General features: G+C 64.3%; 16 protein-coding genes. 6 read left to right on the forward strand and 10 right to left on the reverse strand.

Annotated elements, in window-relative coordinates; genetic code table 11:
* Positions 1 to 22: 22 nt before the first annotated feature.
* Positions 23 to 1261, forward strand: coding sequence for an MFS transporter (locus tag F3J19_RS24920; RefSeq protein WP_167047571.1), 1239 nt, complete (start codon positions 23 to 25; stop codon positions 1259 to 1261).
* Positions 1262 to 1626: 365 nt separating this feature from the next.
* Positions 1627 to 3909, forward strand: a complete 2283-nt coding sequence (locus F3J19_RS24925; protein ID WP_167047574.1) for an NADP-dependent malic enzyme — start codon at positions 1627 to 1629, stop codon at positions 3907 to 3909.
* 213 nt (positions 3910 to 4122) lie between these two features.
* Here the strand turns inward: F3J19_RS24925 and F3J19_RS24930 are convergent, their stop codons facing one another.
* On the reverse strand, positions 4123 to 7734 hold the full coding sequence (locus F3J19_RS24930; protein WP_167047577.1) for an indolepyruvate ferredoxin oxidoreductase family protein: 3612 nt from the start codon (positions 7732 to 7734) through the stop codon (positions 4123 to 4125).
* A 378-nt stretch (positions 7735 to 8112) separates the two neighbouring features.
* On the opposite strand from F3J19_RS24930, the gene F3J19_RS24935 reads away from it, so the two are divergent.
* Positions 8113 to 8295 carry a hypothetical protein gene (locus F3J19_RS24935; protein WP_167047580.1) on the forward strand — a complete coding sequence of 61 codons (183 nt, stop codon included), beginning with the start codon at positions 8113 to 8115 and terminating at the stop codon, positions 8293 to 8295.
* Positions 8296 to 8449: 154 nt separating this feature from the next.
* On the opposite strand, the gene hppD is transcribed toward F3J19_RS24935, so the two are convergent.
* Positions 8450 to 9547, reverse strand: a complete 1098-nt coding sequence (hppD, locus tag F3J19_RS24940; RefSeq protein ID WP_167047582.1) for a 4-hydroxyphenylpyruvate dioxygenase — start codon at positions 9545 to 9547, stop codon at positions 8450 to 8452.
* Between the two features lie 190 nt (positions 9548 to 9737).
* Between hppD and F3J19_RS24945 the strand changes: the two genes are divergently transcribed.
* The gene (locus F3J19_RS24945) at positions 9738 to 10235 is read left to right on the forward strand and encodes an Lrp/AsnC family transcriptional regulator (RefSeq protein ID WP_167047585.1); all 498 of its coding nucleotides are present in this window, start codon (positions 9738 to 9740) and stop codon (positions 10233 to 10235) included.
* Between the two features lie 114 nt (positions 10236 to 10349).
* Here the strand turns inward: F3J19_RS24945 and F3J19_RS24950 are convergent, their stop codons facing one another.
* The 8 genes from F3J19_RS24950 to paaA form a co-directional block, all read right to left on the reverse strand.
* Positions 10350 to 11018: a GNAT family N-acetyltransferase gene (locus F3J19_RS24950; protein WP_167047588.1), complete on the reverse strand. Its 669-nt coding sequence runs from the start codon at positions 11016 to 11018 to the stop codon at positions 10350 to 10352.
* A 323-nt stretch (positions 11019 to 11341) separates the two neighbouring features.
* Positions 11342 to 11953: a TetR/AcrR family transcriptional regulator gene (locus tag F3J19_RS24955; RefSeq protein WP_167047591.1), complete on the reverse strand. Its 612-nt coding sequence runs from the start codon at positions 11951 to 11953 to the stop codon at positions 11342 to 11344.
* 11 nt (positions 11954 to 11964) lie between these two features.
* On the reverse strand, positions 11965 to 12780 hold the full coding sequence (locus F3J19_RS24960; protein ID WP_167047594.1) for a DUF1835 domain-containing protein: 816 nt from the start codon (positions 12778 to 12780) through the stop codon (positions 11965 to 11967).
* A 212-nt stretch (positions 12781 to 12992) separates the two neighbouring features.
* Positions 12993 to 14081, reverse strand: coding sequence for a 1,2-phenylacetyl-CoA epoxidase subunit PaaE (gene paaE / locus F3J19_RS24965; RefSeq protein WP_167047596.1), 1089 nt, complete (start codon positions 14079 to 14081; stop codon positions 12993 to 12995).
* Between the two features lies 1 nt (position 14082).
* Positions 14083 to 14661, reverse strand: coding sequence for a 1,2-phenylacetyl-CoA epoxidase subunit PaaD (paaD, locus tag F3J19_RS24970; RefSeq protein WP_167047599.1), 579 nt, complete (start codon positions 14659 to 14661; stop codon positions 14083 to 14085).
* A gap of 8 nt (positions 14662 to 14669) precedes the next feature.
* Positions 14670 to 15473 (reverse strand): 1,2-phenylacetyl-CoA epoxidase subunit PaaC, encoded by an 804-nt coding sequence (gene paaC / locus F3J19_RS24975; protein WP_167047601.1) that lies wholly within the window; start codon positions 15471 to 15473, stop codon positions 14670 to 14672.
* 8 nt (positions 15474 to 15481) lie between these two features.
* A complete protein-coding gene (paaB, locus tag F3J19_RS24980) occupies positions 15482 to 15766 on the reverse strand; it encodes a 1,2-phenylacetyl-CoA epoxidase subunit PaaB (RefSeq protein ID WP_167047604.1) in 285 nt (94 codons plus the stop codon).
* A gap of 47 nt (positions 15767 to 15813) precedes the next feature.
* Entirely contained in the window at positions 15814 to 16812 is a 999-nt protein-coding gene (gene paaA / locus F3J19_RS24985; RefSeq protein WP_167047607.1) for a 1,2-phenylacetyl-CoA epoxidase subunit PaaA, read from the reverse strand.
* Between the two features lie 249 nt (positions 16813 to 17061).
* Between paaA and F3J19_RS24990 the strand changes: the two genes are divergently transcribed.
* Positions 17062 to 18684: an NAD(P)/FAD-dependent oxidoreductase gene (locus F3J19_RS24990; protein ID WP_167047610.1), complete on the forward strand. Its 1623-nt coding sequence runs from the start codon at positions 17062 to 17064 to the stop codon at positions 18682 to 18684.
* A 112-nt stretch (positions 18685 to 18796) separates the two neighbouring features.
* Complete coding sequence (locus F3J19_RS24995; protein ID WP_167047613.1) at positions 18797 to 20074, forward strand: SGNH/GDSL hydrolase family protein; 1278 nt, start codon at positions 18797 to 18799, stop codon at positions 20072 to 20074.
* The last annotated feature ends 194 nt before the right edge of the window (positions 20075 to 20268 follow it).

Here is a 20268-nt window from a genome sequence, read left to right on the forward strand (position 1 = left end):
TTCGACCTACGGAATGCTTTCAATGAACGCCGCTCCTCCCGCCTCCGTCACCGATACCGGCTCCCCCGCGAAACAGGGCTATGCGGGCCGCGCGCTGCTCGCGTCGGTGCTCGGTTATGCGATGGACGGCTTCGATCTGCTGATCCTCGGCTTCATGCTGCCGGTGATCGCCGTCGACCTGCACCTGAGCTCGGCGCAGGCGGGTGCGCTCGTCACGTGGACGCTGATCGGCGCGGTCGCGGGCGGCGTGATCTTCGGCGTGTTGAGCGACTACTTCGGGCGCGTGCGCATGCTCACGTGGACGATCCTGATCTTCGCCGTCTTCACCGGTCTGTGCGCGCTCGCGCAAGGCTACACGGATCTGCTGATCTACCGGACCATCGCCGGGATTGGTCTGGGCGGGGAGTTCGGCATCGGCATGACGCTCGTGGCCGAAGCGTGGCCGGCCTCGCTTCGGGCGCGGGTGTCGTCGTATGTCGGGCTCGGCTGGCAGCTCGGCGTGCTCGCGGCCGCCTTGCTGACGCCGCTGCTGCTGCCGGTGATCGGCTGGCGCGGCATGTTCGCGCTCGGGCTGCTGCCCGCGGCCGTGTCGTTCTTCGTGCGCCGTCGCGTCGAGGAGCCGGCGCTGTTCAACGAGCGCGTCGCGCGCGGCATGCGCAAGCTGCCGCTGAAACTGCTGGTCGCCGATGGCCGCACGACGCGCGCGAGCATCGGCGTGACGATTCTCTGCTCGGTGCAGAACTTCGGCTATTACGGCCTGATGATCTGGCTGCCGAGTTATCTGTCGAAGACGTTCGGCTATTCGCTGACCCAATCCGGCTTGTGGACCGCCGCGACGATCCTCGGCATGGCGTCCGGCATCTGGCTGTTCGGCATCGCCGCGGACCGTTTCGGCCGCAAGCCGACGTTCCTGTTCTATCAGGCGGGCGCAGTGGTGATGGTGTTCGTCTATGCGCAGCTGACCACGCCGGTCGCGCTCCTGATCGGCGGCGCGGCCATGGGCGTGTTCGTGAACGGCATGATCGGCGGCTACGGCGCGCTGATTTCCGAGCTTTATCCGACCGAGGCGCGGGCGACGGCGCAGAACGTGCTGTTCAACGCGGGCCGGGCGGTCGGCGGCTTCGGGCCGGTCGCGGTGGGCGCGCTGGCGGCGCGCTATTCGTTCGGCGCGGCGCTGGCGCTGCTGGCGTCGATTTATCTGCTCGACATCTTCGCGACGCTGTTTCTGATTCCCGAGCGGCGCGGCGCCGAACTCGAATGAGCGGCGTATGCGCATCGGATCGATCGCGCATGCGCGCCGACATGACACTGACATCGCGCCGATATAACGCGACACCCCGCGACGCCCCGCCTGCCCTGCGCACCCATGTGGCGGCGCAGCATTATGAACCGCTGTTTCGCTCGTGGTTAGTCCTGTTAACCACTCAGTGCATCGACGCACCCGGGGTGTACACTAACCGACCCGCGAAGCACTCCGCATTGTCGTCCCGTCCTTCGTCGAGGTAAGCCATTGCGCCAACCGGCGCATGCGAAAACCGCCTCGGTCGACTATCCGTCCGACAGATGCAAGCGACGCCGACGTTGTGCTGCGACGGGCCCAATTACTTACGTCTCGCAGGCCTAGAAATGGACGAACAACTCAAGCAAAGCGCTCTCGCCTATCACCAGAATCCGAAACCTGGCAAGATTTCGGTGACGCCCACCAAGCCGCTGTCGAACCAGCTCGACCTGTCGCTTGCGTATTCGCCGGGCGTCGCGGCAGCCTGTATGGCGATTTACGACGAACCGCTCGACGCCCAGAAGTACACCTCGCGCGGCAACCTCGTCGGCGTGATCACGAATGGCACGGCGGTGCTCGGCCTCGGCAACATCGGTCCGCTCGCCGCGAAGCCGGTGATGGAAGGCAAGGGCTGCCTCTTCAAGAAATTCGCCGGCATCGACGTGTTCGACATCGAATTGAACGAGTCCGATCCGGACAAGCTCGTCGAAGCGATCGCGATGCTCGAGCCGACGCTCGGCGGCATCAACCTCGAGGACATCAAGGCGCCCGAGTGCTTCTACATCGAGAAGAAGCTGCGCGAGCGCATGAAGATTCCGGTCTTCCACGACGACCAGCACGGCACCGCGATCATCGCGTCGGCGGCGATTCTCAACGGCCTGAAGGTGGTCGGCAAGAAGCTCGACGAAGTGAAGCTCGTCTGTTCGGGCGCGGGCGCGGCGGCGATTGCGTGTCTGGACCTGCTCGTCAACCTCGGTCTGTCGAAGAAGAACATTCTCGTCACCGACTCGAAGGGCGTGATCTACGAAGGCCGCGGCAACCTCGATCCGTCGAAGGAGCGTTACGCGGCCAACACCGACGCGCGTTCGCTCTCCGACGCGATCCGCGGCGCCGACGTGTTCCTCGGCTGCTCCAGCGCCGGCGTGCTGAAGCCGGAGATGGTCGCCGAAATGGGTTCGCAGCCGCTGATTCTCGCGCTCGCGAACCCCGAGCCGGAAATCCGTCCGGAAGAAGCGCGCAAGGTGCGCCCGGACTGCATCATCGCGACCGGCCGTTCGGATTACCCGAACCAGGTCAATAACGTGCTGTGCTTCCCGTTCATCTTCCGCGGCGCGCTCGACGTCGGCGCAACCACGATCACGGAAGAAATGAAGCTCGCCTGCGTGCGCGCGATCGCCGAACTGGCCGAGGAAACCGATCAGGGCGATGAAGTCGCGAAGGCCTACGAAGGCCATTCGCTCGAATTCGGCCCGGAATACCTGATTCCGAAGCCGTTCGATCCGCGCCTCATCATCAAGATCGCGCCGGCCGTCGCGCAGGCGGCGATGGACTCGGGCGTCGCGACCCGTCCGATTCAGGACATGGACGCGTATCGCGAACAGCTCGGCACGACCGTCTATCGCACCGGCATGGTGATGCGTCCGGTGTTCGCGGCGGCGAAGTCGGAGCCGGCGCGCATCGTGTTCGCAGAAGGTGAAGACGAGCGCGTGCTGCGTGCCGCGCAATTCGTGCTGCTCGAAAAGATCGCGAAGCCGATCCTGGTCGGCCGTCCGTCCGTGATCGAGATGCGTCTGAAGAAGATGGGCTCGAAGCTTAAGTGCGGCGAGGACGTCGAGATCGTCGATCCGGAAGACGATCCGCGCTATCAAAAGAGCTGGCAGGCGTATCACGAACTCGGCGCGCGCGAAGGCGTGACGCCCGACGTCGCGAAGGCTGCGATGCGCAAGTTCAATACGCTGATCGGCGCGATCCTCGTGCGCCTCGGCGAAGCCGACGGCATGATCTGCGGCATGATCGGCCAGTATCACACGCACCTGGACTTCATCGACCAGGTGCTCGGCAAGGCCGACGACGTGCAGAACTTCGCCGCGATGAACCTGCTGATGCTGCCGGGCCGCAACCTGTTCATCTGCGACACGTACGTGAACGAAGTGCCGACCGCCGAGCAACTCGCCGACATGACGATGCTCGCCGCGCGTGAAATCGAGAAGTTCGGCATCACGCCGAAGGTCGCGTTGCTGTCGAACTCGAACTTCGGCAGCGCGCCGTCGTCGTCGTCGAAGCGCATGGCCGAGGCTCGCAAGCTGATCGCGCAACGCGCGCCGTCGCTCGAAATCGACGGTGAAATGCACGGCGACGCGGCGCTGTCGGAGACGATCCGCAAGGCGGCATTCCCCGCCACGACGCTCGCCGGCGAAGCGAACCTGCTGATCATGCCGAACGTCGAAGCGGCGAACATCGCCTACAACCTGCTGAAGGTCGTGGGTGGCGAAGGCGTGACGGTCGGTCCGATCCTGCTCGGCGCGAAGAAGCCGGTGCATATCCTGACGCCGGCCGCGACCGTGCGCCGGATCATCAACATGACGGCGGTGGCTTCGGCCAATGCGCGCAAGCCGGCAAACGCGAAGTAATGCGTAGGTTGCCGGGTTGAAGCGGGCGCGGCTGTAGTGCGCTCGCGGCGGCCTCGGCGCCGGCAAGACGCCACGGGATTCCGGTTCCGTGGCGTTTTTTTGTCGGCGAAAAAAAGCGACGGTCTGTGAAGACCGCCGCTTTTTCAATCGGGACCGGCCGTGCCTTTATCAACCCGGCGGCTCCGATCCAGTCTTAAAGCTCCTGCATGCTGATCAGGCCGCGTGCTGTGTTTTCCCCGCATCCGGCGAGCGCCAACGCGCGAGCAGTTCGTTCCATCTGATGCGCACGCCCTTGAGGTTGTTCTCCTTCACGTGACCATATCCGCGAATGCCGTCGGGCAGATTCGCGAGCTCGACCGCAAGCTCGCGCTTTTGCGCTGCGGTTTGCGCCGTTAGTCCGCCGATCAGCTCGCGCACGAGCGCCTCGTATTCGCCGATCAGCGCGCGCTCGGTGCGGCGCTCCTCGGTCTTGCCGAACACGTCGAGCGCGGTGCCGCGCAGGAACTTGAGTTTCGCGAGCACGTGCATCGCGCGGAACATCCACGGGCCGTACTTTTTCTTCACGAGATGGCCGTGCGCGTCCTTCTTCGACAGCGTCGGCGGCGCGAGATGCAGATGCAGCTTCCAGTCGCCCTCGAACGTCGCATTCAGCTTTTCGATGAACACCGGGTCGCTATACAGACGCGCGACTTCGTATTCGTCCTTGTAGGCCATCAGCTTGTGCAGATTCTTCGCGACCGCTTCCGTGAGCGGCAACTGGCCGTCGATGGAATCGAGCGCTTCTTCGGCCGCCCGCACCTGCGCGACCAGTGCGCGATAGCGCTCCGCATAGGCGCGGTTCTGCCATGCGGCGAGGTAGTCGGCGCGCTTGTCGATCAGCGTGTCGAGTGCCTTCGGCGTGTGCAGCGCGATGATCTTGCCGCTCGCGTTGTCCGCCGCGTCGGCGCGTCCCTGCGTTTGCGCGATCTTGCGGACCTCGGCGAGATCGTGCGCGGCGCGCCGGCCCCATTCGAATGCCGCACGGTTTTTCTCGACCTGCACGTTGTTCAGCTCGATCGCGCGAATCAGCGACTGATACGTGAGCGGCACCCAGCCGCGCTGCCAGGCGTAGCCGAGCACGAACGGGTTCGTGTAGATCGCGTCACCGAGCAGCGCGACCGCGAAGCGATTCGCGTCGACGGTCGCGACGTTGTCGTCGCCGGCCGCGGCGCGCACGTCGGCTTCGGTGCTGCTGCCGGGGAAGCGCCAGTTCGGGTTCTTGATGAGTTCGGCGGTCGGCGTGTGCGCGCTGTTCAGCACGACGCGCGTATGGCCGTCCTGCATCCGCGACATGCAATCGGCGCTCGCGGTCACGATCGCATCGCAGCCGATCACGAGGCTCGCTTCGCCCATCGCGATACGGGTCGCGTGGATGTCGGCGGGCTGGTTCGCGATCTGCACGTGGCTCATCACGGCGCCGCCTTTCTGCGCGAGGCCGGTCACGTCGAGCACGGTGACGCCCTTGTTCTCCAGATGCGCGGCCATGCCGAGCAGCGCGCCGATCGTGACGACGCCCGTGCCGCCGACGCCCGTCACGAGCACGCCGTACGGACGGTCGATGGCCGGCAGCTCGGGCTCGGGCACCGGCGGCATTGCATCGGCGCCGACGCCCGACGCTGCCTTCGGCTTGCGCAACTGCCCGCCTTCAACGGAGACGAAGCTCGGGCAGAAGCCGTTCACGCACGAGAAGTCCTTGTTGCAGGTCGACTGGTTGATCTGGCGTTTCGTGCCGTACTCGGTGTCGAGCGGTTCGACCGACAGGCAGTTCGACTTTACCGAGCAGTCGCCGCAGCCTTCGCAGACCGCCTCGTTGATGACGACGCGCCGTGCCGGATCGGGATACGCGCCGCGTTTGCGGCGGCGGCGCTTTTCGGTCGCGCAGGTCTGGTCGTAGATCAGGATCGTAGTGCCCGGAATTTCGCGCAACTGCCGCTGCACCTCGTCGAGCTGGTCGCGGTGATGAATGTCGACGCCTGGCGCAAGACCGGTGTTCGCCGCGTACTTCTCGGGCTCGTCGGTGACGATGACGATTTTCTCCGCGCCTTCGGCGGCCAGCTGATGCGTGATCTGCGGCACGGTCAGCACGCCGTCGACCGGCTGGCCGCCCGTCATCGCGACCGCGTCGTTGTAGAGCAGCTTGTAGGTAATGTTCGCCTTCGAGGCGATCGCCGCGCGAATCGCGAGCAGCCCCGAGTGGAAGTAGGTGCCGTCGCCGAGATTGGCGAACACGTGCTTGTCGTTCGTGAACGGCGCCTGGCCGATCCACGCGACGCCTTCGCCGCCCATCTGGCTGAACGTGCTGGTGCTGCGGTCCATCCAGACCGTCATGTAATGGCAGCCGATGCCGGCCATCGCGCGCGAGCCTTCCGGCACGTTGGTCGAGGTGTTGTGCGGGCAGCCCGAGCAGAACCACGGCTTGCGCTCGACTTCGACGCGCGGGCGCGCGAGTGCCTTTTCCTTCGCGTCGATTACCGCGATGCGCGCGGCGATGCGGGCGCGCACGTCCGACGGCAGATCGAACTTGTCGAGCCGCGTGGCGATTGCCTTCGCGATGATCGCGGGCGACAGTTCGTAGTGAGCCGGCAGCAGCCAGTTGCCCATCGGCACCGACCATTCGCCGCCCGCGCCGTCCTTTTCGTCGAACTTGCCGAACACGCGCGGACGCTGCGTGTCGGGCCAGTTGTACAGCTCTTCCTTGATTGCGTATTCGAGGATCTGGCGCTTTTCCTCGACCACGAGAATTTCGTCGAGACCGCGCGCGAAGGCCTGCGCGCCTTGCGCTTCGAGCGGCCACACGCAGCCGACCTTGTAGAGACGGATGCCGATGCGCGAGCAGGTTTCGTCGTCGAGGCCGAGGTCGGTCAGCGCCTGGCGCACGTCGAGATAAGCCTTGCCGCCGGTCATGATGCCGAAGCGCGCATGCGGCGAATCGATTTCGACGCGATCGAGTCTGTTCGCGCGCACGTAGGCGAGGCCCGCGTACCACTTGTAGTCGAGCAGACGCGCTTCCTGCACGAGCGGCGGATCGGGCCAGCGGATGTTGAGCCCGCCGTCGGGCATCACGAAATCTTCGGGCAGGATGATGCTCGTGCGGTGTGGGTCGATATCGACCGACGCCGACGATTCGACCACGTCGGTCACGCATTTCATCGCGACCCAGAGGCCCGAGTAGCGGCTCATGGCCCAGCCGTGCAGGCCGAAGTCGAGATATTCCTGCACGTTCGACGGAAACAGCACGGGCAGTCCGCACGCCTTGAAGAGGTGCTCGGACTGGTGCGCGAGTGTCGAGGATTTAGCCGCGTGGTCGTCGCCGGCGAGCACCAGAACGCCGCCGTGCCGCGACGAGCCGGCCGAGTTGCCGTGCTTGAGCACGTCGCCGGAGCGATCGACGCCGGGGCCCTTGCCGTACCACATCGAGAACACGCCATCGTATTTGGCGCTCGGATACAGATTGACCTGCTGCGAGCCCCACACGGCGGTGGCGGCGAGGTCTTCGTTGACGCCGGGCTGGAACACGACCTGATGCGCGGCGAGATGCTTTTTCGCCTTCCACAGCGACTGGTCGAGTCCGCCGAGCGGCGAGCCGCGATAGCCGGAGATAAAGCCGGCGGTGTTGAGGCCGGCGGCGCGGTCGCGTTCCTGTTGCAGCATCGGCAGACGCACCAGCGCCTGGATGCCGCTCATGTACGCGCGGCCGCGTTCGAGGGTGTATTTGTCGTCGAGCGTGACGGAAGACAACGCGGCTTCGAGCGAGGCTCGCTGACCTGCGTCTAGCGGGGCATTCATTATGTGTACTCCTCCACTCAGCTTGGGATCACCAAAACTTTTCTGGCTCCCGGCATCTTGTGAATGCTGGGGCCGGGGTCGTCATATTGACGGGTTTTAAGCGATGGTAGCACTGGTGGAAACCCGCCGCAGCAGCCCGAAAAATGCGGCGATGCGGCGCGGGTTCGATGCGAATGGCAGCAGGTTGCAAGCCGTTTTCATGCATTTGCCTTGCATTTCGCTCCTATTGCGATTGCGCATGTAACAAGCTGTAAAACCTACAAAATCGCGGAACCGTAGTGAAAATCACTGTCTAATCCGCGACCTGCGTGCAATGTCTTCAATGCGCCGCATTCGGCGGAGCTGCGTGACAGCAGGGCAGTCAGAAAAGGAGTACGCATGAACACGAGAAACATCCAGACCTTCCTGATGGTATCGGCCGCTTTTTTCGCGATGAGCGCGCCGGTCCGTTCGAACGCGGGCAGCACCAGCGCGTTGTCGAACGCAATCAGCCGCGCGGCGCAGGTCGCGCCTGTCAGGCTGGCGAGGAGCCAGAGCGAGCGTTCGGTCAGAGCCGACTAGAGCCCGCGGAATTCGTGATGTACCGCGTTTGCGGTGTGTCGTTTGACAACCGGCCGCGCTCCCGATGAGGATCGCGGCGTAAGCGGAAAAAGGGCGAGGGTCTTACGATCCTCGCCCTTTTTTCATGATGGCGCGTGCCGGTCGCGTTGCGCTGTCAGGTCTTGTCCTGCACGACGCCGCGGCGAATCTGATCGAGCTCGATCGATTCGAACAGCGCCTTGAAGTTGCCTTCGCCGAAGCCCTGATTGCCCTTGCGCTGGATGATCTCGAAGAAGATCGGGCCGATCTGGTTTTCGGTGAAGATCTGCAGTAGCAGATCGTTCGGCGCGCCGTCGATCAGGATCTTGCGCTTGCGCAGTTCCTCGAGCGGCTCGCCGTGGCCCGGTACGCGGCGATCGACGAGTTCGTAGTACGTGTCGATCGTGTCGAGCAGCGAGATGTGCGAGCCGCGTAGACCGTCCACGGTGCGGTAGATGTCGCCGGTGCCGAGCGCGATGTGCTGAATCCCTTCGCCGTGGTAGGCGTCCAGATACTCCTGAATCTGGCCGGCCGTATCCGAGCCTTCCTCGTTGATCGGAATGCGGATCTTGCCGCAGGGCGAGGTCATCGCCTTCGACTTCACGCCGGTCACCTTGCCTTCGATGTCGAAGTAACGCACCTCGCGGAAATTGAACAGGCGCTCGTAGAACTCGGCCCATTCCTGCATGCGGCCGCGATGCACGTTGTGCGTGAGGTGATCGATATAGGTCAGGCCGTGGCCGACCGGGTTCGGATTCGCGCCGGGAATCGGTTCGAAGTCGACATCGTAAATGTCGATATCGCCGATGCTGTTCGGCGTCGCGCCGTTCTTGCCGCGCCAGCGGTCGACGAAATAGATCAGCGAATCGCCGATGCCCTTGATCGCCGGAATGTTCAGCTCCATCGGGCCGGTCTTGTTGTCGAAGCCCCACGCGCCTTTTTCGAGCGCCTGGCTGTAAGCCTTGGCAGCGTCCTGCACGCGGAACGCGATCGCGCAGATCGACGGGCCATGCAGCCGTGCAAAGCGCTGTGCAAACGAATGCTTTTCCGCGTTGACGATGAAGTTGATCTCGCCCTGGCGATACAGCGTCACGTCCTTATGACGATGCCGCGCGACGGCGGTGAAGCCCATCTGCTCGAAGAGCTTGCCGAGCGCCTTCGGGTCCGGCGCGGTGTACTCGATGAATTCGAAACCGTCGGTGCCGACCGGGTTTTCCCAAGTTGAAACCTGCATTGTCTGTCTCCGTTTCCCATGCAAGAGGGCTGCTGAGGTGCGCTGGCGGTGAGCGCGTGGGGCGGTCGGTTGAGCGCGACCGGATGCCACCAGTGTAGAACCGTGGTGGAGACAAAAACTTGCGAACTTAATCACGCATCACTACGCTTGAGCCAGTTTATGGCTCAATTGCAAAGGTATATGGCAGAACATGGCTAATTCCGAGATAGATGCGATCGACCGGCGCATTCTGGCCATCCTTCAGCAGAACGGCAGGCTGTCGAATCAGGAGATTGCGGAACGGATCAATCTGTCGCCGAGTCCGTGTCTGCGGCGGATTCGCCGGCTGGAGGAAAGTGGCGTGATTCGCGGCTATGTCGCGCTGCTCGACGCGCAGCGGCTCGGGCTCGATCTGCTTGCGTATGTCAGCGTGCGGCTCGAAAAGGGCGGCGGCCGCGCCTTCAGTCCGCACGGCGAAGCCACGCATGCCGATCTGTTCGGCGCGGCCGTGCAGACGTGGCCCGAGGTGGTGGCCTGTCACGCGATGACCGGCGAGATGGACTATCTGCTGCGCGTCCAGGTCGAGGACATGGCGCATTTTTCGCGCTTCGTGCAGGATCAGTTGCTGCGGCATCCGTCGGTGATCGACGTGAAATCGAGCTTCTCGCTCGAAAAGATCAAGGAAACGACGGCGCTGCCTATTCTGTGAGCGTTGTCGGCGGCATTACCGGTGCGAAGCGTGGCGTTTGCTGCGAGGCAAAGCGCGGACAGAAAAAAGGGCGACCTTGCGGCCGCCCCCTTCTCATTTCCCCGTAGCGATTATTCAGGCAGCGACGGCTGCCGGCATGAACGACTCGAAGAGCCGCGATGCCTGGCGCGCCTGGCGCTTGAGTGCGTAGTCGAGCACTGCGGCCTGCTCCTGCAGCATCTCGGCGAGGATGCTCGACTGGTCGGCGGGGGCCAGCGTCAGATAGGCATCGGCTTCGCCGTACGCGTATTCGATCTTCATGCCGGCCTTTTTCGCGATATACATCATCGTCGAATTGCGTGACAGGCAGTGGATATACAGCATCGTGACGCGCGTGTTGCGGCTGCGGATCGCGGCGCGCTCGAACAGCTTCGTGCCGATGCCCTGGCCGCGCGCGCTTTCCAGTACCGACACGCCGAATTCGGCGGTGCGCTTGTCGCCTTCGGCCGGCAGATAGGCCAGATGGCCGACGCCGGTGAGTTCGAGCTTGCTGTTGAATACGCCGAACACGGTGTCGCGCGTGAAGTCGATCGCGCGCACGTAGTTTTCGATGACGTGATTCGGTACGACCTGGCCGAAGCGCAGCAGACGATCGTCTTCTTCGAGCGCAAGGAAGTGGGCCAGCAGCCGTTCGCGGTCGATCGCGGTGAGCTCACGGACCAGAGCGGGCTCGCGTCCAGCAGACAGCGACGGACGATCGTTTGCGACGATCGGCTCGGCGATGCGGGGTGTCAGCGTGTTCATGGTCGGGTTCTCCTTTTGATCAGGCGGCGTGGTGCACCGCAAAATCGATTCTAGCGGAAACCAGGCTCGATCACTAGGGAAAACCCGTATAAAAACCCGAGGGGATAATCTAAAATACTCTGGCTCTATTTTTAATTATTTGATTTGTATGTAAAAAATAAAATGAACGGGCGTTCGTAGAAGGATGCCTCACGCATATAATTCAGACATGTCTTAAACGGTCAACCGTTCTGGATATTGCTGCTTTGCGTCATTTCGTGTGGTGCGCGAGCCGGCATTCCGCCGTGGGCCGGCGCACCGGCTCCTTGCGCGGAGCCGCCGTCTCAGTGCGCCGGCGCCGGGCCGAAACCGTGCTCGAGCACGTCCACCACCTGCTCGGCGAACTCGCGGTAGCCCATCTTGCCGTCCGGCTTCAACCACGTGAACGTCCAGTTGATCATGCCGAACACCATCATCGTCAGCGCGGTCTGGTTGTCGCGCGTCGCGCGCTCGGGGTAAGCGCGCGCGAGCTGGCGCGCGAAGGCCGAGACTACGTCGCGCTGACGGTTCAGGATGATCTCGCGTTGCGCGTCGACCAGATACTTCACGTCGTTCAGCAGCGCGACGTGCCGGCTGTGCGACGTTTCATACTCGGAGAGGAACGCGCGGATCAGCTCGGCGAAGGTCTCGCGCTCGCTGAGTCCGCGCCGCTGGCTTGCGCCTTCCACCTCGGTGATGATCAGCATCAGCCGCTTCGTGTAGCGGTCGAGCAGATCGAACAGGATCGCTTCCTTGCTCGCGTAGTAGTGATAGAGGCGCGCTTTCGAGGTGCCGCTCGCCGCGGCCAGATCGGCCATCGACGTGCTCGGATAGCTGGTCTGCGCGAATTTTTCCGCGGCCAGTTCGAGAATCTGCTCGCGTTGGGTTTCGTGGTCGGGGGCTCGGGTGCGGGCCATAGTCGTTTGTTTTACGGGTTTGAGCGGAGGGCGAACGTGGCGCACAGTTCGAGCGAGCGCCAGGCGTTCGTGTCGCCGCGCAGGCGGATACGCCGTCTGGCCGCCAGTTCGCGCAGGCGCCACAGCACGATGCTGTCGCTGACGAGGAACCAGAGTTCGGCGCTCATCACCCCGGCGGCGATGCGCGCGGCGGGCTGCCATGCTTCGGCGGCGTGATCGAGGATCAGCGCGTCGAGTTCGGCGAAGCTGCTGCTCGTGAACGTGTTGTCGCGCCAGCGCCGGGTTTCGCCGTTCGCGTGCTTGACTTCCTGCCATTCGAGCGCAAGCCGGCTGATACGTAGCACGGAAATCGGCGCGGCGTCGGGCAGGCGCGACTGCAGCACATCCGGTGCGAACATGCCGACCGACGTCGCGCGGTCCTTGCGGGTATGCGCCCACGCGAGCGGATCGGTGAGATCGGCAATCGACAGCCGCACCTCGTTCAGACGCTGCGGACTATTGCGCAGGTAGTAGCAGACCCGGCGCAGCATCAGCTGATCGGACGAGCTTTCGCCGTGCCACACGACCAGATTCGCGGTTCCGTTCGCGATGCTGTTCAGCGCCGCGGCCTGATCGCGGAATTCCTGCAGGAAATTGCGCTTTGTGTCCGCGCTCACGCGCTCCCAGAAATCGGCGCGCATGTCCGGACCGTCGTCGATGCCGCGCAGCGGGCCGACGGCCAGATCGTCCCGCAACGCCTGCACGCGGTCGTCGCGGCCGGCCTGGGCCAGCGCGGAACGGAGGGATTCGGCGGCGACGTCGCCGTTGGTGAGGTGAATCGTGCTCATGGACAAAGGCTTGCTGTGGCGCTTGCGGCGGTGACAAAAAGAGGCCGCTCATCGACCGGAAACCGACGTTCCGGTCGATGAGCGGCCCCTAGTGTAAGCGGATCGCGAAATGGCCGAAAGCGCGCCGGCCGTCGGGCAGACGTAGCGCCGCGTCAAAAGCGCAATGCTGCCGAGTCGTGTCCGACCATGATAGAGCGCGGATTGCCTTTGGCTTAACGCTCGTCGTAGCTCACCACCACGCGCTCGCTGACCGGATGGCACTGGCAGGTCAGCACGAAACCGTCGCGGATTTCGTGTTCTTCGAGCGTGTAGTTCTTTTCCATCTTCACTTCGCCTTCGAGCACCTTCGCGCGGCAGGTGCAGCAGACGCCGCCCTTGCACGCATACGGCAGCGCGAGGCCGGCGCGCAGGCCGACGTCGAGCACGCTCACGCCCTGATAGGGCAGGCGCAGCTTGCGCCGTTTGCCGTCGAGCACGATTTCGAGATCGGCAGCGGGCGTGTCTTCGGTGATTTCGACGGGCGGCACGCCCGCTTGCGGCAGCGGCGTGCCGAAGCGCTCGACGTGCACTTTCGCGGGCGGCACGCCGGCGGCTTTCAGCGCGGCTTCGGCGGCGTCCATCATCGGCGCGGGGCCGCAGATGAACGCTTCGTCGATTGCCTCGGCCGGCAGCAGCTGTTCCATGAAGGCCGCGCACTTCTGCTGATCGAGCACGCCGTTGAACAGCTCGACGTCCTGCAGATCGTCCGACAGCACGTGGTACAGCACGAAGCGGTTCATGAAGCGGTTCTTCAGGTCTTCGAGTTCCTCGGCGAACATGATCTGGTCGACGCTGCGGTTGCCGTACACGAGCGTGAAGGTGCTGCGCGGCTCGATTTCGAGCGTCGTCTTGATGATCGCGAGCACCGGCGTGATGCCCGAGCCGCCCGAAAACGCGAGGTACTGCTTGCCCTGCTCGGCGTTCAGGTGCGTGAAGAAGCGGCCATCCGGCGTCATCACGTCGATCGTGTGGCCGGGCTGCAGCGTGTCGAACGCGAAGTTCGAGAAACGCCCGCCGCGCACGCGCTTGATGCCGATGCGCAACTCGCCGTCGCGATCGTAGTCGGTGACGCCCACACAGATCGAATACGAGCGGCGCGTTTCCTCGCCGTCGATATGCGTCTTCAGCGTGACGAACTGGCCCTGCGTGAAGCGATAGTGGTCGCGCAGTTCGACCGGGACTTCGAACGCGACCGAGACCGCGTCGGCGGTTTCGGGGCGCACTTCGCGGATACGCAGCGGATGAAATTGCGGGGTGGCCATATCAGTACGGTTTGAAGTAGTCGAAGGGTTCGCGGCAGTCGAGGCAGCGGTACAGGGCTTTGCAGGCGGTCGAGCCGAATTGCGCGAGCCGCTCGGTGTGCGCGGAGCCGCAGCGTGGGCAGGCCGGCGCCGACAGCGAGCGCGGCACGAAGCGCAGCACTTTTTCCCGCGGCGCGGCTTGGGTCCTGGCGGCGGAACCGCAGTTGCCCGTCGGCGGCGCGATACCGTAGGCGCGCAGTTTTTCGCGGGCGTCGGCGGTGATCCAGTCGGTGGTCCAGGCCGGCGCGAGCACGGTGGCGATGCGGTAGGGCGCGAGTTGCGCGGCGTCGAGCGCATGACCGACGTCTTCGGCGATCTGCGACATCGCCGGGCAGCCCGAGTAGGTTGGCGTAATCACGACTTCGAGCACGCCGTCGGCGGCGCGCCGCACGTCGCGCAGGATGCCGAGCTCGCGGATCGATACCACCGGAATCTCCGGGTCCGGCACCGCTTCGAGCACGGCCCACGCGCGCGCGCGCGCCGGGTCGGTGGCGGTATGAGCAGCGGTATTGGCTGCGAGCGGAGCGGTCGAGGTCGTCATCGCGCGCTTTACCAGGTTGCGCCCGGATGCTGGCGCGCGAGGCTCTGCATTTCGGCGAGCACGAAGCCCATATGCTCCGAATGCTCGCCGTGCTTGCCGGTGCTCACGTGCCTGACCGCTTCGGGCAGCGTCAAGGTCGCTTCGTCGAGTGTGGCGCGCACGTCTTCGAGCCAGGCGGTTTCCAGTTCCGACGTGCGCGGGCCGATGCCGGCCGCGGCGATCACGTCTTCCACCGCATCCGCGCTGAAAAACTCGCGCGTGTACGGCATCAGATAGTCGAGCGCGGCTTGCGCGCGGCGATGCGATTCGTCGGTGCCGTCGCCGAAGCGGATCAGCCACTCGCCGGCGTGATGCACGTGGTACGTCGTTTCCTTGATCGACTTCGCGGCGATCGCCGCCAGTTGCTCGTCCGTGGAGTTCGCCAGCGCGCTCCACAGATGCGCCATCAGCGTCGAGTACAGGAAATTGCGCACGATCGTGACCGCGTAATCCTTTTCGGTTTGCGCGGTGCCGGCGAGCGGGCCGTAGTGCGGCAGCTCGACGAGCGTGTAGTTGGCGAACTCGCGTTCGGTGCGGAAGTACGCGTAGTCGTCCTCGGTACGCTGCTTGCCGGTGAGCTGCTGTTCGAGCGCGGCCGCATGCGTGTACAGCAGACGCGCCTGGCCGATCAGGTCGAGGCTCATGTTCGACAGCGCGATGTCCTCTTCGAGGATCGGGCCGTGGCCGCTCCACTCGGTGTTGCGCTGACCGAGGATCAGCGCGGTATCCGCGAGACGCAGCACGTACTGGAGGTGTTGGGGCGTGATAGGCATGGCCGCGCTTACATGTGGTTGACTTCGTCGGGGAGCGTGTAGAACGTCGGGTGACGGTAGATCTTGTCGGCCGCCGGTTCGAACAGCTCGGCCTTCTCGTCCGGCGCGGACGCCGTGATCGCCGAAGACGGCACCACCCAGATGCTCACGCCTTCCTGGCGGCGCGTGTAGACGTCGCGCGCCATGCGCAGCGCCATCGGCGCGTCGGCGGCGTGCAGACTGCCGCAGTGCTTGTGGTCGAGGCCCTGCTTGCTGCGCACGAACACTTCCCAAATCGGCCATTCCTTGTTCATTGCTGATCTCCTGATTCCTGACTTTCGCTAATCGCGCGCCGTGCGGTTCAGGCGGCGTGCTGCTGCGCGCGCTGGCGCTTCTTTTCGGCGTGGGCGAGCGCGGCTTCGCGCACCCAGGCGCCGTCTTCGTGGGCTTTGACGCGGGTCGCGAGGCGCTCGCGGTTGCACGGGCCGTCGCCGTTCACGACGCGCCAGAACTCTTCCCAGTCGATGTCGCCGTAGTCGTGGTGGCCGCGCGCCTCGTTCCATTTCAGGTCCGGGTCGGGCAGCGTGACGCCGAGCACCCTGGCCTGCTCGACGGTTGCGTCGACGAATTTCTGGCGCAGGTCGTCGTTGGTGATGCGCTTGATGCCCCATTTCGCCGACTGGTTGCTGTGGACCGAATCCTTGTCGCTCGGGCCGAACATCATCAGCACCGGCCACCACCAGCGGTTCACGGCCTGCTGCACCAGTTCGCGCTGGGCTTCGGTGCCGGCCATCATCGCGAGCAGCGAGTCGAAGCCCTGGCGCTGATGGAACGACTCTTCCTTGCAGATGCGGATCATTGCGCGGGCGTACGGGCCGTACGTGCAGCGGCACAGCGGGATCTGGTTCATGATCGCGGCGCCGTCGACGAGCCAGCCGATCACGCCGACGTCGGCCCAGGTGGGCGTCGGGTAGTTGAAGATGCTCGAATACTTGGCCTTGCCCGCGTGCAGCGCGGCGATCAGTTGATCGCGCGACACGCCGAGCGTTTCTGCGGCGCTATATAGATACAGTCCGTGGCCCGCTTCGTCCTGCACCTTGGCGATCAGGATCGCCTTGCGCTTGAGGCTCGGCGCGCGCGTGATCCAGTTGCCCTCGGGCAGCATGCCGACGATTTCCGAATGCGCGTGCTGCGAGATTTGCCGGACCAGCGTTTTGCGGTACGCCTCGGGCATCCAGTCCTGCGGCTCGATCTTGCCGTCGGCGTTCATGACCGCGTCGAAGCGCGCCTGCTCGGGAGAGTTCGCGTCCGCATCGAGCGGGGCGACATTGCCGGGAATATCCAGGGATTGCGTGTACATGGGACGCTCTCTGCGGAAGTGATCTGTGTCGGCGTAGTATAAATCAACCGACCGGTCGGTTAATAAATTTTTTGAGGATAAATGTGTCGACTAATAGGGGCTACCGGGGCGTGTTACGAATCCATTGCGGGTATGCCGCAGTCCTGCGGCACGGGCGGTTCATGACCGGCTGAGGCCCCGTTGCGGCACTTACCCCGGTAAAATTGCGAATTGGCCGCGATTTGCGGCCCACTTGCATCTCCGGTACCCATGTTACGTCTAAGCGAAATCAAACTCCCGCTCGATCATCCCGAAAGCGACCTCGAAGCGGCCGTCCGCGCGCGCCTCGCGGAACTCGGCGTGGCCAGGGACGGGCTCATCCGATGCACGGTGTTTCGCCGTGCGCACGACGCGCGCAAACGCGCCGACATCAAGCTCACCTACATCGTCGATGTCGAAGTAACGGATGAGGCGGCCGTGCTGAGGCGGCTCGCCGACGTGCCGCACTGCGGCGTGACGCCCGACATGAGCTACAAGTTCGTCGCAAAGGCGCCCGCGCAGTCGAATGCGCCGCGCCCGGTCGTGATCGGCATGGGGCCGTGCGGGCTGTTCGCGGGGCTGATCCTCGCGCAGATGGGCTTCCGGCCGATTATCCTGGAGCGCGGCAAGGCCGTGCGAGAGCGCACTAAAGATACGTTCGGCCTGTGGCGCAAGTCGGTGCTCAATCCGGAGTCGAACGTGCAGTTCGGCGAGGGCGGCGCGGGCACGTTCTCGGACGGCAAGCTGTACAGCCAGATCAAGGACCCGAAACACTACGGCCGCAAGGTGCTCGACGAATTCGTGCGGGCCGGCGCGCCGGAAGACATTCTTTACCTGAGCCGGCCCCATATCGGCACGTTCCGGCTCGTCAGCATGGTCGAGAAGATGCGCGCGACGATCCACGAGCTGGGCGGCGAGGTGCGCTTCGAAACCCGTGTCGAGGACCTCGACATCGACGACGGCAAGGTGCGCGGGCTGAAGCTTTCCACGGGCGAGACGCTGCGCTGCGATCACGTCGTGCTCGCGGTCGGCCATAGTGCGCGCGATACGTTTCAGATGCTGCACGATCGCGGCGTTTATGTCGAAGCGAAGCCGTTTTCGCTCGGTTTTCGCATCGAGCATCCGCAAGGTGTGATCGACCGCAGCCGTTTTGGCAAATTTGCCGGTCACAAACAACTGGGCGCAGCCGACTATAAGGTGGTGCACCACTGCAGCAACGGGCGCGCGGTCTACAGTTTCTGCATGTGCCCGGGCGGTACGGTGGTCGCGGCGACTTCCGAGCCGGGGCGCGTCGTCACGAACGGCATGAGCCAGTACTCGCGCGCCGAGCGTAATGCGAACGCCGGCATCGTGGTCGGCATTACGCCTGACGATTACCCCGGCGGACCGCTCGCCGGCATCGCTTTCCAGCGCAAGTGGGAAGAGCGGGCGTTCGAGCTCGGCGGCGGCAACTATATGGCGCCGGGCCAACTGGTCGGCGATTTCATCGCGGGGCGGCCGTCCACGTCGCTCGGCTCGGTGGTGCCGTCGTACAAGCCTGGCGTGCATCCGACCGATCTCAGCACCGCGCTGCCCGATTACGTGATCGAGGCGATCCGCGAAGCGCTGCCGCAGATGGAGAAGAAAATCGCCGGTTTTGCGATGCATGATGCGGTGCTGACGGGCGTCGAGACGAGAACGTCGTCGCCGGTCCGGGTGCGTCGCGGCGACGATTATCAGAGCGTGAACGTCGAAGGGCTGTATCCGGCGGGCGAGGGGGCCGGGTATGCCGGCGGGATTTATTCGGCAGCGATCGACGGGATCGAGGTTGCGGAAGCGCTCGCGCTGAAGCTCGTGGGAGAGCAGACGGCTTGAACTGCGGTGGCGGCGGCGTGCGCGCGGGCGGTGTACGTCGTTGGGTAGCGTTGTCCGCGATTGCCGCGGCGATCGGGCACAATGCGCGTTTCGCCCCGAACCGATCCTCCGAATGACCATTCGCACCTTGGCGGCCGCCTGCGGCGCGGCGCTGCTTGCCCAATTCGCCTCCTTTGCCGTTTCCTCGAACGCTTTTGCCGCCGACACCTCCGGACACTGGGTCGCCGCATGGGCAACCGCGCTGCAGCCCATTCCGCAACGGGCCGAATTGCCCTCGCTTTATCGCGCCCCGGAAGTGGCCGGGCGCACGGTTCGCCAGATCGTTTATCCGACGCTGTCGGGGAAAAGTGCTCGCATTCACCTGAGCAATGCGTATGGCAAGACGCCGCTCGTCATCGATGAGTTGCGCATTGCGCGCTCGGCGGGCGGCGCAGCAGCTGTCGGCGATGGGGTTCGCGTGACTTTCGGTGGTAAGGGGGCGTTGAGCATTCCGCCGGGTGGGGAGCTGGATAGTGATCCGATCGCGCTCGATATCGCTGAAGGCGCACCGTATGCGATCAGTGCGCTCATGGGGCCGGAGCAGCGGATTGTCGCCTGGCACCGCGTGTCGAACCAGGTGAATTATGTGTCGGCGCCCGGCAATCACGCGGCTGATCCTGCCGCCGCGGCGTTTCGTGGCCGGTTCACGCAATACGTGTGGGTGACGGGGTTGTCGGTGGAGGCCGCGGCGCAGTCGGCTGCCATCGCCGCGATCGGCGATTCGATTACCGACGGCATGCGCTCGAGCCTGAACCAGAACCGCCGCTGGCCGGATGCGCTGGCTCACCGGCTGGCAGGCAGTGGCGTGCAGTCGACCGCGATCGTGAATCTCGGTATTAGCGGCAATCGGCTGCTGAGCGATTCACCCTGCTACGGCGACGCGCTCCTGAGCCGTTTTGAGCGCGACGTTTTGCGCCGGCCGGGCGTCAAGGTGGCGATCTTGCTGATCGGTATCAACGACATCAATTTTGCGGCGATGCCGCCGCATGGCGGGCTCGACTGCGATTTCCCGCATACGTCGGTGACGGCCGCCGACCTGATCGCCGGCTATCAGCGAGTGATCGCGGCCGCGCGGCGCGATGGCGTCAAGGTGTTCGGCGCGACGCTGACGCCGGCTTCGTTGCCGCCGGAGCGGGAAAATATCCGGCTCGCCGTCAACCAGTGGATTCGGAGCGGCCATGCTTTTGACGGCGTCGTGGATTTCGACGCGGTGTTGCGCGACCGGGCGCAGCCGGAGCGGTTGCAGCGCGCTTTCGATAGTGGCGATCACATTCATCCGAGCGATGCAGGCTATGCCGCAATGGCTGATGCCGTTCCGATCGAGGCTGTGGTGAGCGCGACGCGGAAGTGAATCGCTGGAAGTAAGCACCAACATTTTTTAAGTGAAAGCGAAAATGGGGGTTGACGGAGTGGGAAACAGTCTCCATAATCTCGTTTCTCTGCTGCAGACGCAGCGACGCGAACGAAGCGGTGCCGGGTGGTTTGGGTGCTGTGAGTTTGTGGACTGATCTTTAAAAACCAACAGCCGATAAGTGTGGGCGCTTG

Source organism: Burkholderia sp. Ax-1724 (assembly GCF_011752995.1).
Lineage (GTDB): Bacteria > Pseudomonadota > Gammaproteobacteria > Burkholderiales > Burkholderiaceae > Paraburkholderia.